This window comes from Nonomuraea solani, from assembly GCF_900108335.1.
Lineage (GTDB): Bacteria > Actinomycetota > Actinomycetes > Streptosporangiales > Streptosporangiaceae > Nonomuraea > Nonomuraea solani.
This window is the reverse complement of record NZ_FNVT01000001.1, coordinates 1,298,997-1,314,950: the sequence shown is the minus strand read 5'-3', so window position 1 is coordinate 1,314,950 and position 15,954 is coordinate 1,298,997. Positions and strand designations below refer to the sequence as shown.

At 73.8% G+C, this 15,954-nt stretch carries 5 protein-coding genes and 2 pseudogenes; 2 read left to right on the top strand and 5 right to left on the bottom strand.

From position 1 onward, the window contains the following. The first annotated feature begins 9 nt into the window (after positions 1–9). Positions 10–927 carry a carbohydrate ABC transporter permease gene (locus tag C4V41_RS05720; RefSeq protein ID WP_103954622.1) on the top strand — a complete coding sequence of 306 codons (918 nt, stop codon included), beginning with the start codon at positions 10–12 and terminating at the stop codon, positions 925–927. Next, positions 924–1,796 (top strand): carbohydrate ABC transporter permease, encoded by an 873-nt coding sequence (locus C4V41_RS05715; RefSeq protein WP_103954621.1) that lies wholly within the window; start codon positions 924–926, stop codon positions 1,794–1,796. Before C4V41_RS05720 ends, C4V41_RS05715 begins: the two co-directional genes overlap by 4 nt. Here C4V41_RS05715 and C4V41_RS05710 read toward each other — a convergent pair. The 5 genes and pseudogenes from C4V41_RS05710 to C4V41_RS05700 all read right to left on the bottom strand — a co-directional run bounded on the left by C4V41_RS05710 (position 1,686) and on the right by C4V41_RS05700 (position 15,633). Further along, positions 1,686–2,723, bottom strand: coding sequence for a threonine ammonia-lyase (locus tag C4V41_RS05710; RefSeq protein WP_103954620.1), 1,038 nt, complete (start codon positions 2,721–2,723; stop codon positions 1,686–1,688). The genes C4V41_RS05715 and C4V41_RS05710 overlap by 111 nt on opposite strands. Continuing rightward, entirely contained in the window at positions 2,720–8,149 is a 5,430-nt protein-coding gene (locus C4V41_RS05705) for an amino acid adenylation domain-containing protein (RefSeq protein WP_456093850.1), read from the bottom strand. Before C4V41_RS05705 ends, C4V41_RS05710 begins: the two co-directional genes overlap by 4 nt. Before the next feature lie 12 nt (positions 8,150–8,161). Further along, positions 8,162–9,589, bottom strand: a pseudogene (locus tag C4V41_RS66435) (amino acid adenylation domain-containing protein); the annotation flags it as partial. Beyond that, positions 9,572–10,783 (bottom strand): annotated as a pseudogene (locus C4V41_RS66430) (condensation domain-containing protein); the annotation flags it as partial. The pseudogenes C4V41_RS66430 and C4V41_RS66435, both read right to left, overlap by 18 nt. Positions 10,784–10,896: 113 nt before the next feature. Further along, a complete protein-coding gene (locus C4V41_RS05700) occupies positions 10,897–15,633 on the bottom strand; it encodes a non-ribosomal peptide synthetase (protein WP_160150180.1) in 4,737 nt (1,578 codons plus the stop codon). Positions 15,634–15,954 lie beyond the last annotated feature (321 nt).

Here is a 15,954-nt window from a genome sequence, read left to right as displayed (position 1 = left end):
GACCGACTCATGCCCGTCCACACCAAGCGGCGCCTGCGCGCCGCCGCCACCCCTTGGCTATTCGCCTCGCCGGCGATCGTGCTCTTCGCCCTGTTCCTGATCATCCCGATCGGCTACGCGATCTACCTGAGCTTCCGTGGCTTCCGCATCGAAGGCGGCGGCGCGTTCGGGCGGCGTGTGCAGACCTTCATCGGGTTCGACAACTACACCGCCGCGCTCACCGACCCCGAATACGTCGCCGGGCTCGGCCGCGTGCTGCTCTACGGCGTGATCTCCATTCCGACCGTGCTGGGCCTGGCGCTGCTGTTCGCGCTGCTGCTCGACACCCCGAGGGTGCGGGCGCGCGGCTTCAGCCGCACCGCGATCTTCCTGCCGTACGCGGTGCCGGGCGTGATCGCCAGCCTGCTGTGGGGCTTCCTGTACCTGCCCAGCACCAGCCCCGTCAGCTACCTCGCCAGGGAGCTGAACGCCGGGCCGCTGGACTTCTTCGGCTTCCCCGCCCTGTACTTCTCGCTGGCCAACATCGCGCTGTGGTCCGGCGTCGGCTTCAACATGATCATCATCTTCACGTCGCTGCGCGCCATCCCCACCTCCGTCTACGAGGCCGCGCGCATCGACGGAGCCACCGAACTGCAGATCGCCTGGCGGATCAAGATCCCGCTGGTCGCCCCCGCGCTCGTGCTCACGGGCCTGTTCTCCGTGATCGGCACCCTGCAGCTCTACAGCGAACCCGCCACGCTGAAGCCGATGACCGCCGCCATCAGCTCCACCTGGGTACCGCTGATGAAGATCTACCAGGAGGCGTTCACGAACGACAACCTCGGCGGGGCCGCGGCCGCCTCCGTCGTGCTCGCGCTGGGCATCCTCGTCCTGTCCCTGCTCCTGCTGCGTTTCTTCCAGCGCCGCACCTTCGGAGACAACGTATGAGCACCGGTGACCGTCAGTTCCACCGCCGCCGCCCCGCCAGGAGACGGCGACCCCGCCTGGCGCTGGTCGTGCTGCTGCTCGGCGCGCTCTACTGCCTGACCCCCGTGGCCTGGGTGGTCATCGCCGCCTCCAAGACCTCGCGCGAGCTGTTCACCACCTTCTCCTTCGCCCCCGGCAGCGGCCTGTTCGACAACCTCGCCGCCCTCGGCACCTACGGGGGCGGCCAGTTCTGGCAGTGGGGGCTCAACTCGCTCCTGTACGCCGGCCTCGGCGCGGTCCTGTCCACCCTGGTGTCGGCCATGGCCGGCTACGCGCTGGCCAAGTTCCGCTTCCTAGGACGCCAGGCCCTGTTCTCGGTGATCCTGGCCGGCGTGCTCGTGCCCGGCATCGTGCTGGCCGTCCCGCAGTATCTGCTGATGGCCGCCGTCGGCCTGGCCGGCACGCACTGGTCGGTGCTGCTGCCGGTGATCATCAACCCGTTCGGCATCTTCCTGTGCCGGGTCTTCGCCGCGGCCTCCGTGCCGGAGAGCACCCTTGAGGCGGCCCGCCTGGACGGCGCCGGCGAGCTGCGCATCTTCACCACCATCGTGCTGCCCATGATGGTGCAGGGGCTCGTCACGGTGTTCCTGCTGCAGTTCGTCGGCATCTGGAACAACTTCCTGCTGCCCTTCATCATGCTCTCCGACCAGGACAAATACCCCATCACCCTGGGCCTGTACACGTTCTTGGGCAAGGGCGCGGGCGACGGCGACCTGTACTCACTGGTCATCACGGGATCGGCCGTCGCCGTCATCCCGCTGATCGTCCTGGTCCTGGTGCTGCAGCGCTTCTGGCGCGCCGACCTGCTGGCCGGCGGCCTGAAGGGGTGACCCGCCGACGTTGCCGCCCGTGAGCACGGCCACCACGGGCCCGGGCGGCAGCGACGGACCGTGGGCGAGGTAGGCCGCCGTCGTCACCGCGCCGCTGGGCTCGGCACGCTCCCCCAGCTCGGCCCAGAGCAGGCCGGCGGCCGCCGCGATGCCCTCTTCGCTGACGGTGAGCATGTCGTCCACGTACCGGCGGATGTGCTCCCAGGCCAGGGCGCCCAGGACCGGGGCGCGCAGTCCGTCGGCGCTGGTGCGGTACGTCTCCTGGACCGGCCAGGCGGTACGCCGGCCGGAACGGAAGCTGGCCGCGCCATCGGCGGCCAGCTCCGGTTCGACCCCGATCACGGTGATCGCCGGGTTCACCGACTTGGCCGCCACCGCGACCCCGGCCAGCAGGCCGCCGTTGCAGACCGGCACCAGGATCGTGACGGGCCCCGCCATTTCGTCCGCGATGTCGCTCCCGACGCCGCCGTGGCCCGCGATGACGTCGAACGCGTCGGAGCGGATCAGCGCCGCGCCGAGCCGTTCGGCCAGGGCCACGCAGGTGTCCTCGCGCAGGGCGGGCGGCGTGATCACCACGTCCGCGCCGAGCCGGCGGGCACCGGCCACCTTCAGCTCCGGCGCCGTGTCGGGCAGGACCACGGTGGCCCGCAGGCCCCGGCGCGCCGCGGCGTACGCGACGGCCTGGGCGTGGTTGCCGGACGACTGCGCGATGACGTGCCCGGCCCCCCGCTCGGCCAGCACCCCCACGGCGTTCATCGCCCCTCGCACCTTGAACGAGCCGGTGGGCTGGCGGTTCTCGGGTTTGATCCAGAGCCGCTCACCGGGCAGCGGCAGCAGCGGGGTCGCCCGGAGGAAAGGGGCGATCCGGGCGGCGGCCGCGCTGACGTCGGCCGCCGTCACCAGAGTCGATTCCTGGGTGAGCGTCACGCCGCCAGCACCCGTTCCTGGACGGCGTTCAGGTCGGCCGCGGCCTCGGGCGGCGGCGCGGCGTCGGGCACCAGGTCCTCCAGGTAGTGCAGCGTGCGGTAGCGCAGCCCGAGCACGGCCCACACCACCAGCAGCACCCCGCTGACCAGCAGCACCAGCGCGGCGCCCCGGCCCGCGCCACCCGACGTGTACGGCTGCGCCCAGTCCGCCAGTGGCCCCGCGGACAGGAAGCCGAGCGGCTGCATGGCCGTGGCCAGCATGACGTTGACGGCCAGCACCCGGCCCTGCAGCTCCTGCCCGACCTTCACCTGGATGATGGACAGCCAGTGCGCGTTGGTGATGCTCATGCAGGCCAGCCGGAAGAACAGCCCGGCCGCGACCAGCCCCAGCGCCGGCCAGGCGCCCATCAGGATCATGCTGAGCCCGGAGCCGATCACGAAGCCGACCATGCCGGTGGCCCGGCGCCGGGTGCCGCCCCACACCAGCACCAGCCCGGTGCCCGCGGCGGCGCCGAGACCACCGAGCGCGGTCACCAGGCCCAGGTCGCCCGACGTGCCGAGACCGAGCACGACCGGGGTGATGAGCACCCACATCAGCGCGGTGCCGAAGTTGACCACCGCGAAGTAGAGCGCCATCACCAGCAGCGGGCGCCGCCTGCGCAGGAAGTGCCAGCCACCGGTCAGCGCGGCCCGGAACGTCTCCTCCTGCTTGCGGAAGAGCCGGTCGGGGAAGCGTACGGCGAGCAGCGTCACCACGCCCACCCCGAACGTGATCACGTCGATGGCCACCACCGCCGACAGTCCCAGCGTGCCGATCAGCGCGCCGCCGGCCAGCGGCGCCACCACGTTGCCGATGCCGAACCCCAGGTTCGCCAGGGCATTGGCCTGCGGCAGATAGGGCTTGGGCACCAGTTGCGCGATCGCGGCCAGATAGGCGGGTTGCTGGAACGCGGTGACCACGGAGGTGACGCCGACGATGAGGCACACGCTCAGCAGGTCGAGCCCGCCGGTGACCAGCAGCAGCACCATCGCCGCCATGGCGAGCCCGGAAACGGCGTCGCAGGCCAGCATGATCCGCCGCCGGTCCACCCGGTCGGCCAGCGCGCCGCCCAGTGGGGTGAGCAGCACGGCCGGGATCTGGGACAACATCACGACCAGGGCCAGGTCGAGGATCTTGCCGCTGTGCTGGAAGGCCCAGACGCCGAGCGCGAACGAGCTCAGCGCCGATCCCACCGTCGAGACGAGCTGCCCGGTGGCGACGGTGTAGAAGGGCCGCAGGCCGGTACGTTCGGGCGGCGGCACGGGAGCCGGCAGGTCACCGGCCGCCCAGCGCCGCAGGTGCTCCATCACCAGGGCGGCCAGCGGCTCGGCCTGGTGCCGCAGGAAGTAGTGGCCGGCGCGGGGCAGCACGGCCAGGTCCACCCTGGAGCCGAAGACCGCCCATTCGGCGTATCGCTCCTGGTAGAGCTCGGTGATGCGGTCCCGCTCGCCGACCACGCACAGGATCGGGGCGCGCAGCGGCGCGCCGCCGGCGGCCAGCTCGCGGCCGAACCAGTCCCTGGCCTCGGTGGCGTCGTGGCGCATCGCGCGTACCGAGGCTTGTTTGGCGGCCTCGTCCATGTCGTCGAGCAGCCCGCCGGTGGCCCGCAGCGCGTCGTGGAACATCCGGTCGGACACCCAGCGATCGCCGCGGAAGAGCCGCTGGGCCAGCCCTGGCAGCCGGGCGGCGGGGAAGCTGCCGGCCGCGATCACGCCGGCCACCTCGACGCCGTCCGCCTCCAGCCGGCGGGCCAGGGCCAGCGCGGGCGCGGAGCCGACGCAGTGGCCGTAGATCGCGACGGGCCCGGACGCGGCGGCGGCCACCTCGGGGGCGAGCCGCGCCACCAGCTCGTCCAGGGGCAGCGGCGGTTCGTCGGGGCGGGCCGGGTCGTGGCCGGGCAGCTCGACCGAGAGCACCTCGACCCGGTCGCCGAGCGCCCAGGCCAGCGGCTGGTAGACCGCCGCCGAGCCGCCGCCGTAGGGGATGCACACCAGGGTGAACTCACTGGTACGGCCGCCGCCCAGGCGGTGCAGCAGCCCTCCGCCGTCCTCGCGGTCCAGGAACGCGGCCAGCTCGGCCACCGTCGGCCGGGTGAACAGGTCGATCACTCGCAGGCCGCGGCCGATCTCCTTGACCGCCCGCACGGCGGCGAAGGAGTCGCCGCCCAGGGCGAAGAAGTCGTCGCCCGCCCCGACCTCGGGCACGCCGAGCACCTGCGCCCAGGCGCGGGCGACCAGCTCCTCGTTCGCGGTGGCCGGGGCGACATATTTCGCCTGCTCGGGCTGGGGCTCGGGCAGCGCGGCCCGGTCCACCTTGCCGTTCGGGTTGAGCGGAAGCCGGTCGAGGGCGACGATGTGGGCGGGCACCATGTAGTCGGGCAGCCGCTCACGCAACGATGACCGGACCACGGCGGCCTCGACCGTGGCGGGTGTCACCCAGGCGGCCAGTTGGCGGGCCTTGCCCTCGCCCACCGGCAGCACCACGGCCTCGGCGATCTGGGGCAGGGCGCGCAGCGCGGTGACGACCTCACCCAGCTCGACCCGGTAGCCGCGCACCTTGACCTGGTCGTCCACCCGGCCGCGGAACTCGATCTGCCCGTCCGAAGTGAGCCGGAGCAGGTCGCCGCTCCGGTAGCAGCGTCCCTGCCCGGTCAGCGGATCGGGGACGAACCGCTCGGCGGTCAGCTCCGGCAGCCCGATGTAGCCCCGGGTGACCCCGGAGCCGCCGACGACCAGCTCGCCCGGCACCCCGGGAGGCACCGGCCGCAGGCTCGCGTCCACCAGGTGGCCGTACACGCCCGGCAGCGGCCGGCCCAGCGGCACGATGCCGGTCCGCCGCGCGGCCGGGATCTCCTCGGTGTCGCAGACCAGGCAGATCATCGTCGACTCGGTGTGCCCGTAGTGGCTCTGGATCCGCAGTCCGGGCCTGGCCGCCCTGGCCCGCTCGACCAGGTCCCACGGGCACGCCTCGCCGGCCAGGATCAGCAGCTTGTCCGGCAGCACCGACGGCAGGTCGCCGCCCGAGGCCAGCAGCTCCAGGTGGCTGGGCACGCATTTGACCACGTCCACGCGGTGCTCGGTCAGGTACTCGGCGAACGCGGCGGGGTCCATCGCGGTCTCGCGGGGCACCAGGTGGACGGTCCCGCCCGTGGTCAGCGCGCCGAAGACGCAGGTGAGGCCGAAGTCGGCGGCGGGCGTGGAGACCACGGCGTACGAGCCGCCGGGCACGCCGATGCGCGGCAGCATGCCGCTCAGGTAGTTCATGACGCCGCCGTGCTCGGCGGCCACCGCCTTGGGCGTGCCGGTGGAGCCGGAGGTGAAGATCACGTGGTGCAGGTGCTCCGGCCGTACGTCCACCGACGGCCTGGTGGAGGCCAGGGACGGGAGCCGGTCCAGCGTCAGCACCCGGCGGTCCCGTGCGATCAGCCCGGCGAACTCGGCCGTGGTGACGACGGTGCGCACCTCGGCGGCGTCCAGCATGGCGGCGATCCGCGCGGCCGGGTAGGCCGGGTCCATGGGCAGGTAGCCGCCGCCCGACTTCTGGATCCCGAACAGGGCGCAGGCCAGGCCGGCGCCCGGCTCCAGGAGGACGCCGACGGGCTCGTTCGCGCGTACGCCGTTGTCCAGCAGCCAGTGGGCGATGCGGTTGGCGGACTCCTCCAGCTCCGCGTAGGTCAGGCCGCGGTCGGCGCCCACCACGGCGGGCGCGTCCGGGGTTTCGTCCACCCAGTGCTCGATCAGCCGGTGCACCGAATCTCCGGGCGCGGGCGGCAGGACGGAGCCGGTGATGACGGGCCCGGTGACCGGCTCCAGGGGCACCGCGCCCACCGGCGTGTCCAGGTCGGCCAGCATGCCGTCCAGCAGCGCCAGATACCAGCGGGTGAACCGGGCCGCGGTGTCCGGCTCGAACAGGTCGGTGCGGTAGCCGAGCCCGCCGCGCAGCGGGCTGTCCGGGCCGGCGTCGATGACGTACCAGTTCAGGTCGAACTTCGCGGTCTGCTCCTCCAGGTGCAGCTCGCTGACGTCCAAGCCGGGCAGCTCCGGCCGGCCGGGGTCGGGGTAGTAGTTGAGCATCACCTGGAACAGCGGGGTCGCGGCCAGGTTCCGCTCCGGCCGGAGCCGGTCGACCACCCGGTCGAACGGGGCGTCGGCGTGCGCGAAGGCGCCCAGGGCGTCCTCGCGGACCCGGGTCAGCAGGTCGCGCCCTGTGGGGTCGGCGCCGGTGTCGGTGCGTACCACGACGGTGTTGAGGAAGCAGCCGGCCACGCCCTCGGTCTCCGGACGGTCCCGGCCCGCGACCGGCACGCCGACCGCGATGTCGGTGCTCGCCGACAGCCGCGCCAGCAGGGCCTGCAGCCCGGCCAGCAGGACGATGAACGGCGTCGCCCGGTACGCGGCGGCCACCGCGCGCACCCGCTCGCTGAGCTCGGCCGGAATCGCCAGCTCCACCTCGCCGCCGCCGGGGTCGGCCACGGCGGGCCTGGGCCGGTCGGCGGGCAGGTCGAGCACCGGCGGCAGGCCGCGCAGCCGCTCGGCCCACCAGTCCAGCTCGGCCAGGTCGGGCAGCGGGGCCACCTCGGCGTACTGCGCCGGTGGCGGCTCCGGCGACTCGCGGAGGCCGAGGCGGGCGGCGTACAGGGCCGACAGCTCCGACAGCAGCAGGCCCTTGGTCCAGGCGTCGGTGGCGATGTGGTGGAAGGTGATCGACAGCACGTGCTCCCGCTCGCCGACGGCGAACAGCACGGCCCGCATCGGCGGCTCCCGGTCCAGCGCGAACGGCGTGGCGAGCTGCTCGTCCAGCGCGGCCGCGACGCCGGACGGCTCGACGGTACGGGTGACGATCGGCACGTCGGAGACCGGCCGCGTGACCAGCACCGGCTCGGGGCCGGAGTCGTCGATCACGCCGCGCAGCACGTGGTGCCGCTCGGCCAGGTCGCGCACCGCGCCGAGCAGCGCCTCCGCGTCGAGCGGGCCGTTCAGCCGCAGCGCCACCGGCACGTTGTACGCCGCGCTCTCCGGCTCCAGTTGCGCCAGGAACCACAGCCGGGCCTGCGTCCCCGACAGCGGGGCCGGGCCGTCGGCCCGCTCCCGCCGTACCGTGGCCGCCGACGACGGGCGGGGAAGCGCGGCGGCCAGGTCGGCGAGCACCGGGTGCTCGAACAGCAGCCGCACCGGAACCGGCGCGCCGAGCCGCTCCCGCAGCCGGCCGGTCACCCGGGTGGCGGCGAACGAATGCCCGCCCAGGACGAAGAAGTCGTCGTCCGCCCACACCCGCGGCAGCTCCAGCACCTCGGCCCAGACCTCGGCGACCAGGCATTCCGCGGGAGTGCTCAGGGGTGCCCGCGCCGCCGGCGCGGCCTCGGGGAGTGGCAGGGCCGCCCGGTCCACCTTGCCGTTCGGGGTGAGCGGAAACGTTTTCAGCGAGCCGATGGCGGCGGGGACCATGTAGTCGGGCAGCCGCTCCCGCAGCGCCGCGCGGATGGCCGCCGCGTCCAGGCCGTCGGGCGTGACCCAGGCGGCCAGCCGCCGCAGGGCCCCGTCGCCGACCGGCTGCACGAAAGCCTCGGCGACCTGCGGCAGGGCCCGCAGCGCCGCGGTGACCTCGCCGAGCTCGACCCGGAACCCGCGCACCTTGACCTGGTCGTCGACACGGCCCAGGAACTCGACGAGCCCGCCGGGGCCGATGCGCACCCGGTCGCCGGTGCGGTACCAGCCGTCCGTGAAGCGCTCGGCGGTCAGGCCGGGCCGGTTGAGATAGCCGCGGGCCACGCCGGGCCCGCCGATCCACAGCTCTCCGGGCACGCCGTGCGGCAGCGGCCGGCCCGCGCCGTCGACGACCCGGCACACCACGTTCGCCAGCGGCCGGCCCAGGGGCGCCAGGCCCGGCCTGACCTCGGCCGCGTCGCAGGCCAGCGCGGTGATCGTGGTCTCGCTGGGGCCGTAGTAGATCTTCACCGCCAGGTCGGGGCGGGCCGCGCGGACCCGTTCGACCAGGTCGGCCGTCACCGCCTCACCGGCCAGGACCAGCAGTTTCCCGGGCAGCGCGGTCATGCCCAGCAGTTCCAGCTGGCTGGGCACCATCTTCACCGCGTCCACCGGGTGCGCGGCCTGGTGGGCGGCGTAGGCGTCCGGGTCGGTGGCCGTCTCGTGGTCGATCAGGTGCAGGGTGGCGCCCGTGGTCAGCGGCCACAGGACGTTGGTCAGGCCCAGGTCCGCGGCGGTGGTGGACACCAGGGCGAAGGAGGCGAGGTCGCCGGGGAGGTGGTCGGCGATCGCGCCCAGGTAGTGGGTGATCTGCCGGTGTTCGACGGCGACGCCCTTGGGCTCTCCGGTGGAGCCCGAGGTGTAGATCACGTACGCCAGGTGATCGGGCGGTACGGGTACGTCCGGGCGATCTCCGGACTGGTCTGCGGTGTCGGCGATCTCCGCCTCGGTCAGGACGATCCGGACGCCCGCGGTGGCGACCACGGACTCGGTCCGCCGGGCCGGGTAGATCGGGTCCAGCGGCAGGTAGGCGGCGCCCGCCTTGAGCACGCCCAGCAGGGCGACCGCCAGCTCGGGGCGACGTTCCATGAGCACGCCGACCGGCTCCTGGGGGCGTACTCCTTGGGCCAGCAGCCAGTGCGCGACCTGGTTGGCGCGCCGTTCCAGCTCCGCGTAGCTGAGCCCGTCGCCGGACGAGGCGAACACCGCGAGCGCGTCGGGGACGGTGTCGGCGATCCGCTCGAAGTAGCCGTGCAGCGGCACGCCGGCCGCCCATTCCAGGGCGGGGCCGCGCAGGTCGGCGCCGGTGGGCAGCCGGACGGGCTGGTCCGGTTCGGTGAGCATCGCGTCCAGGAGCGCCACGTACCAGTCCACGAGCTGCCGCGCGGCGGGCTCGTCGAACAGGTCGGTGCGGTAGCGCAGCTCGCCCGAGAACCGTGTCCCGTCGTCGCCGAGCTGCAGGTTCAGGTCGAACTTGGCCGTGGGAGAGGGCAGCGGCTCGGCCCGTACGCCGACGCCGGGCAGGTTCACCGGCGGGCCGGCGTCGTACACGTTGAGCATCACCTGGAACAGCGGGGTGACCGACAAGTTCCGCTCCGGCTGCAGCCGCTCCACGATCCGCTCGAACGGCGTGGCGGCGTGGGTGAACGCGTCGAGCGCGGTGGCGCGGGCCCGGCCCAGGAGCTCGGCGCCGGTCGGGTCGCCGGAGGTGTCGGTACGCATCACCAGCGTGTTGATGAAACAGCCCACCACCTCCTCGGCGTCCGGGTGGTGGCGTCCGGCGTGCGGGACGCCGACGGCGATGTCGTCACCGCCGGACAGACGGGCCAGCAGCGCCTGCAAACCGGCCAGGAACACCATGAACGGCGTCGCGCCCGCCGCCGCGCGGACCTTGGCGGACAGGGCCTCGGGCACCTCGACCCTGACCGAGGCCCCCTGCCAGGTGGAGACGGCCGGGCGGGGGTGGGTGGCGGGCAGGTCCAGCACCGGCGGCAGGCCGGCCAGGCGCTCCGTCCACCAGTCCAGGCCGGTCTCGGGCCGGCCGGCCTCCCAGGCGGCGACATCGGCGTACTGCAGGGCCGGGGGTTCGGGCGGCGGGGTCAGGCCGAGGCGGGCCGCGTACAGGGCCGAGAGGTCGCGCAGCAGCAGCCCTTCCGACCACGCGTCGGTGGCGATGTGGTGCAGGGTCAGCGCGAGCACGCACTCGTCGCCGCCGAGCCGGAACACCGTGGCCCGCATGGGCGGCTCTGCGTCCAGCCGGAACGGCCGCCACGCCCGCTCGGACAGCTCCCGCTCCAGTTCGGCGGGGTCCACGTCCACGACGGAGACGGGTACGCGGCCGGCCGGCCGCACCCTCCCGTCCTCGATGACGCCGCGCAGGATCCAGTGCCGCTCGGCCAGGTCGGACACCGCGCCGGTGAGGGCGGCGACGTCCACCGGCCCGCTCAGCCGCAGCGCCAGCGGCACGTTGTACGCCGCGCTCTCCGGTTCGAGCTGGGCCAGGAACCACAGCCGCTCCTGGGCCGGCGACAGGGGCATGTCCGTCGTGGACAGCGCCGGAATGCCCGCGCTCCCGGAGGATTCGGCCGCTGCCTGGGCGACGGCGAACCGGGACCGGAGTAATTCGGCGATCCGGTCCGGGCGAACCTCGGTCATGCGTCGCTCCCGTTCATCAGTTCGGCGATCAGAAGGTCTTCCAGCCCGGCGGCGAAGTCGGCGAGCAACGGTCGTTCGAACAGCAACCGCACCGGTACGGCCAGCCCCAGCGTCTCTCGGAGCCGGCTCGCCACCCGCGTCGCGGCGAAGGAATGCCCACCCAGGGCGAAAAAGTCGTCGTCGGCCCAGATGGCGGGCCGGTCCAGGACGGCGGCCCAGATGGTGGCCACCAGGCGTTCCGAGTCGGTGCCCGGCGCCGCCCGTTCGGCCTTCCGGCCGTCGTCCGGCTCGGGCAGGGCGGCCCGGTCGACCTTGCCGTTGGGCAGGGTGGGCAGGCCGGGCAGCGCGACCCAGCGCCGGGGCACCATGTGGCCGGGCAGCCGCGCCCGCAGGTGCCGCTCGGCGGCGGCCAGGTCGGCGGTCTCGGGCGCGACGTGGCCGACCAGGTGGGCTTCCGCCCCCTCGCCGGTCACGGTCACCACGCCGTCGGCCACCTCGCGCAGCACGGCTTCGATCTCGCCCAGTTCGATCCGGTATCCGCGTACCTTCACCTGGTGGTCTCGGCGGCCGTGGAACTCCAGCGTCCCGTCGGGCCGCCATCGTGCCAGGTCGCCGGTGCGGTAACACCGGCCGCCGGGCACGAAGGGGTCGTCGACGTACGCGGCCGCGGTCAGGTCGGGCCGGTCCCGGTAGCCCCGGGCCACACCGGCGCCGCCCAGCAGCAGCTCGCCGATCGCGCCCGGCGGGACCAGGCGCAGCTCGGAGTCGACCACGTAGGCCCGCTCGCCCGGCATCGGCCGCCCGATCGGCACCGGGCCGGTGTCGTGGGGGTCCAGTTCGTGCTGGATGGAGGCGACCGTGGCCTCGGTGGGGCCGTAGGTGTTCCACAGCTTGCCGGCCCTGGGCAGGATCTGCCCGGCGAGGGCCGGGTCCAGGGCCTCGCCGCCGGTGATGGCGATCAGGCCCGGATCGCCGGCCCAGCCCGCGGCCAGCAACATCCGGTACGTGGTGGGCACCAGGTCGATCACCGTGGCCTTGACGTCCGCGATCCTGCCGGCGAGCGCGTGCCCGTCCACGGCCGTGGCCCGGTCGACCACGACGCAGGTGCCGCCGATGCTCAGCGGGACCCACAGCTCGGACGCTGAGGTGTCGAAGGTCAGCGGCGCCACGGCCGGCTGCACGATCTCCGGGCCCAGCCCCAGCTCGGTCACCAGGCCGGCGACGTAGGCGGCGAGGTTTCCGTGGGTGACCTCGACGCCCTTGGGCTTGCCGGTGGAACCGGAGGTGTAGAGCACGTACGCCAGGTCGTCGGGCCTCGCCGTGTGCGGCACCGCCGGTCCGTCGTGGACGGTATGCCCGGTTCGGGTGGTCGCGGGCTCGGCCGGTCCGGTTCGGGCGGTGGCGAGATGGTCCGCGTCCAAGGTGGTGACGCCGGGGACGGCGGGGAGGCCGCCCCGGGTGAGGACCACCCGCACGCCGGCGTCCTGCGCCAGCCAGCGCAGCCGCTCGGCCGGGTGCTCCGGATCCAGCGGCAGGTAGGCCGCGCCCGCCCCCCACACCGCCAGCAGGGCCGCGGGCATCAGGTGGTCGCGCGGCAGGCAGACCCCGACCACGTCGCCCGGCCGCACCCCGTGCTCACGCAGCCCCGCCGACACCCTGCCGGACCAGGCCCGCAGCTCGGCGTAACCGAGCGAGGCGCCGTCCGGGCCGACCACGGCCACCGGGCCGGTGTGGGCCGCCAGCGCCTCTGGCACCGTCGCGGGAAAGTCCGGCAGTTCCGGACCGGTCGCGAGGGCCAGCAGCGCGGCGCGTTCGTCCGGGGTGACGAGGTCGAACGCCGGCAGCGGCCGGTCCGGGCCGTCCAGCGCGCACCGCAGCAGCCACAGCAGCCGGTCCAGGTACGCCTCGGCCCGGCCCGCGTCGAGCCGGGCGGTGCCGTACTCCAGTTGCAGTTCGGCACCGGCCACGCTCTGGTTGACGAGCACGCTCAGCTCGTGACCGGCGGCGCCCGAGCCCAGGTCGGTGAGCAGTTCCAGGCCGTCCAGGCGCACCGGCACGTCGGCGTGCTGCATGGCCAGCAGGACCGGGGCGCGGGGCAGCTCGGCGGGCGGGATCTCCTGGTGCAGCAGCGCCCGGGTGGTCGCGGCGGCGGCCTGCCGGACCAGGTCCCGGAAGGTGAGCGCGCCGGCCGGCCGCAGCCGTACCGGCAGCGTGTCCACCAGAGGGCCGATCACGTCGCTCAGCTCCGGCCCGGCGCGCCGGGCCGCGACCATCCCGACAAGGGTGTCGGGCTCGCCGCCGGCCAGGCCGAGCGCGGCCAGGTACACCGCGAACGGGGTGGCGTCGCTCTCCCGTGCCAGCGTGCTCACGCCCGTCACGAGCTCTTCCGGCAGCGGCCGGATCACCCTGCCGGTCGTCAGGTCCGCCGGCGGCGGTCCCGCGACCGGCGCGCCCGCCAGCTCGTCCCGCCAGAACTCCTGGGGCCGCAGCGGCCGTTCCTGCTCCTGTACGGCCACATCGCCGACCTGAACAGCGGGCCCGGGGACCGGCCGGCCTGCCAGTTCGGCGGCCAGCTCGCTCATCAGCACCCCGGCCGAGGCGCCGTCGAAGGCTAGGTGGTCCACCACGACCACCAGTTCGGCGTCCTCGCCCAGCGGGCACAGGTGGGCCCGGAGCAGCGGCACCTCGCTCGTCACGTCGAACACGTGCGCCGCCGCGGCCCTGGCCACCTGCTCCGGGTCCTCGCCCGCCGCGTGTTTGAGAAGGGTCACAGAGGCCGGCGGATGCACCACGCTGTACGGCACGCCGTCCTCGCCGACGGCGACGGTGCTGCGCAGCACCTCGTGCCGGCGGACCACGGCGTCCAGCGCCGAGTTCAGTGCGGCGGCGTCGTGCGGGCCGCGCACGCGCAGCCGGATCCCGAGCGTGGTGACGGGGGTGTGCGGGTGGAGTTGCCGGAGAGTCCAGAACTCGCGCTGCATGCCGGTGAGCGGGTAGCGGGTCCGTCCGCTCCGCCGTACCGGCTGTGATCCGGCCTGTGCCAACCGGCGGGCCAGGCCCGCCGCGGTCGGTTCGGTCAGGAAGGCCGCCAGGGGCACGGTACGCCCGAGCCTGCGCGACAGCTCGATGACCACCCGCGCCGCGGCCAGCGAATGCCCGCCCAGCTCGGCGAAGCGGTCGTGCACCCCGACCTCGTCCTCCGGCAGGCCGAGCACCCCGGCGATCACCTCGGTCACCAGGAGCTCGTCGTCGTCCCGGGGGGCGACGGGCGCCGTGCGCGCCGACCGGGAGGCGCGCAGCTCGGGCAGGGCCGCGCGATCGACCTTGCCGTTGGGGCCGAGCGGCAGTTCGCCGGCCACGCCGATCCTGGTCGGCACCAGGTGACCGGGTAAGCGGGCCAGCAGCCATTCGCGCAGCTCGGGCTCGCCGACGCCGGTGGCCGCCACATGGCCGACGAGGGAGGCGACGCCGTCACCGTCGTACGCGACCAACACGGCGGCCCCGCGCACCGCCGGATGGGCGGACAGCGCGGCCTCCACCTCGCCCGGCTCCACCCGGTAGCCGCGGATCTTGACCTGGTCGTCGGCCCGGCCGGCGAAGCGCAGCTCCCCCGCCACCCTGCGGACCATGTCGCCGCTGCGGTAGACGCGGGTGCCGTCCGGCTCCGTACGGAAAGCGGCCGATTCGTGCCCCAGGTATCCCCGGGTCACCACCGGACCGCCGATCCACAACTCGCCCGGCTCTCCGTCGGGAACGGGGGCGCCGTGCGCGTCGCGTACCGAGAACACCGCGCCGGCGATCGGCTCGCCCAGGGGCGGCTCGTCGTCCCGGTCCCGGCTCACTTCGGCGACGGCGCAGGTGGTGGTGCACTCGGTCGGCCCGTACAGGTTGAGCACCCGCCGCACCCCCGGGTTGGCGTAGATCCGCCGTACCAGCGCGCCCGTCAGCGGCTCGCCGCCGGAGAACACCGCGCGCACCCCGGCGGGCAGCGGGTCGCGCAGCAGCACCGCCAGCGCGGAGGGCACCCCGTAGACCGTGGTCACCTCGTCCCTGGCGGGCAGGGTCGGGAGCGCCAGCAGGTTGTCGGCCAGGATCACCGTCCCTCCGGCCACCAGCGGCAGGAAGAGCTGGCTGATCGACGGGTCGAAGCACACCGACGCGCCGGCCAGCATGCCGCCCAGCTCCTCGGCGGTGTAGGCGGCGGCCTCCCAGCGCAGCAGGTTCATGGTGTTGCGGTGCTCCACCACCACGCCCTTGGGGGTCCCGGTGGAGCCGGAGGTGTAGATCACGTACGCCGGGTCGCCCGGGTCTCCCGCCACGTGGAACGGCCCGGCCCCGGGCTTCACGTCCTCGATCAGGATGCTCTCGGTCCCGGCGGGGCGCAGCGCCTCTGACGTGAGGACGGCGGTCACCGCGGCATCCTCGATCATGAACCGCAGCCGCTCGGCCGGGTAGGCCGGGTCCAGCGGCACGTAGGCCGCCCCCGCCTTCCACACCCCGACCAGCGCCGGGATCAGCCATTCGCCGCGATCGAGGCAGACGCCCACCCGCCCGCCGGGGCCGGCGCCCCGCTCGGACAGGGCGTGCGCCACGTCGTCGGCGCGGCGGTTCAGCTCCGCGTAGCTGAGCCTGGTGGTCCCGGCCACGATGGCGGTGCGCTCCGGGGTTCGCCGGGTCTGCGCTTCGATCGCCTCGTGGACGCGGCACGGTGTTTCCAACGCATCGGTCGCCATTGACCGTTCCGTACTCGCCATCAACGGTTCTGCCTTAGGTGCTCGCGCTTGTAGTGCAAGTTTTGACGGCCTGTGACGGGTTTGCGTGACATGCCGGGATGACCTTACCCATTGAGTTGCCCCAATGGCAGTGCCTTTCTGTGCGTAACAGGGACACATGACGCAAGAAAGGACAGCCGTCAGAAGAGATCACAGCGTTCCGTCATTCGGAATAAGGATCTGTTGGGCGGATCCGGTGGCGGGGCGTCATCGCCCTGTGCGATTCTCGTCGCCAAGATCTTCGCATTCTACTTACTGAAATCCCATTCCGCCTAGCAGAAC

Coding starts and splice junctions, on each gene's coding strand:
- C4V41_RS05720 (WP_103954622.1), top strand. CDS start 10: ATGCCCGTCCACACCAAGCGGCGCCTGCGCGCCGCCGCCACCCCTTGG.
- C4V41_RS05715 (WP_103954621.1), top strand. CDS start 924: ATGAGCACCGGTGACCGTCAGTTCCACCGCCGCCGCCCCGCCAGGAGA.
- C4V41_RS05700 (WP_160150180.1), bottom strand. CDS start 15,633: ATGGCGACCGATGCGTTGGAAACACCGTGCCGCGTCCACGAGGCGATC.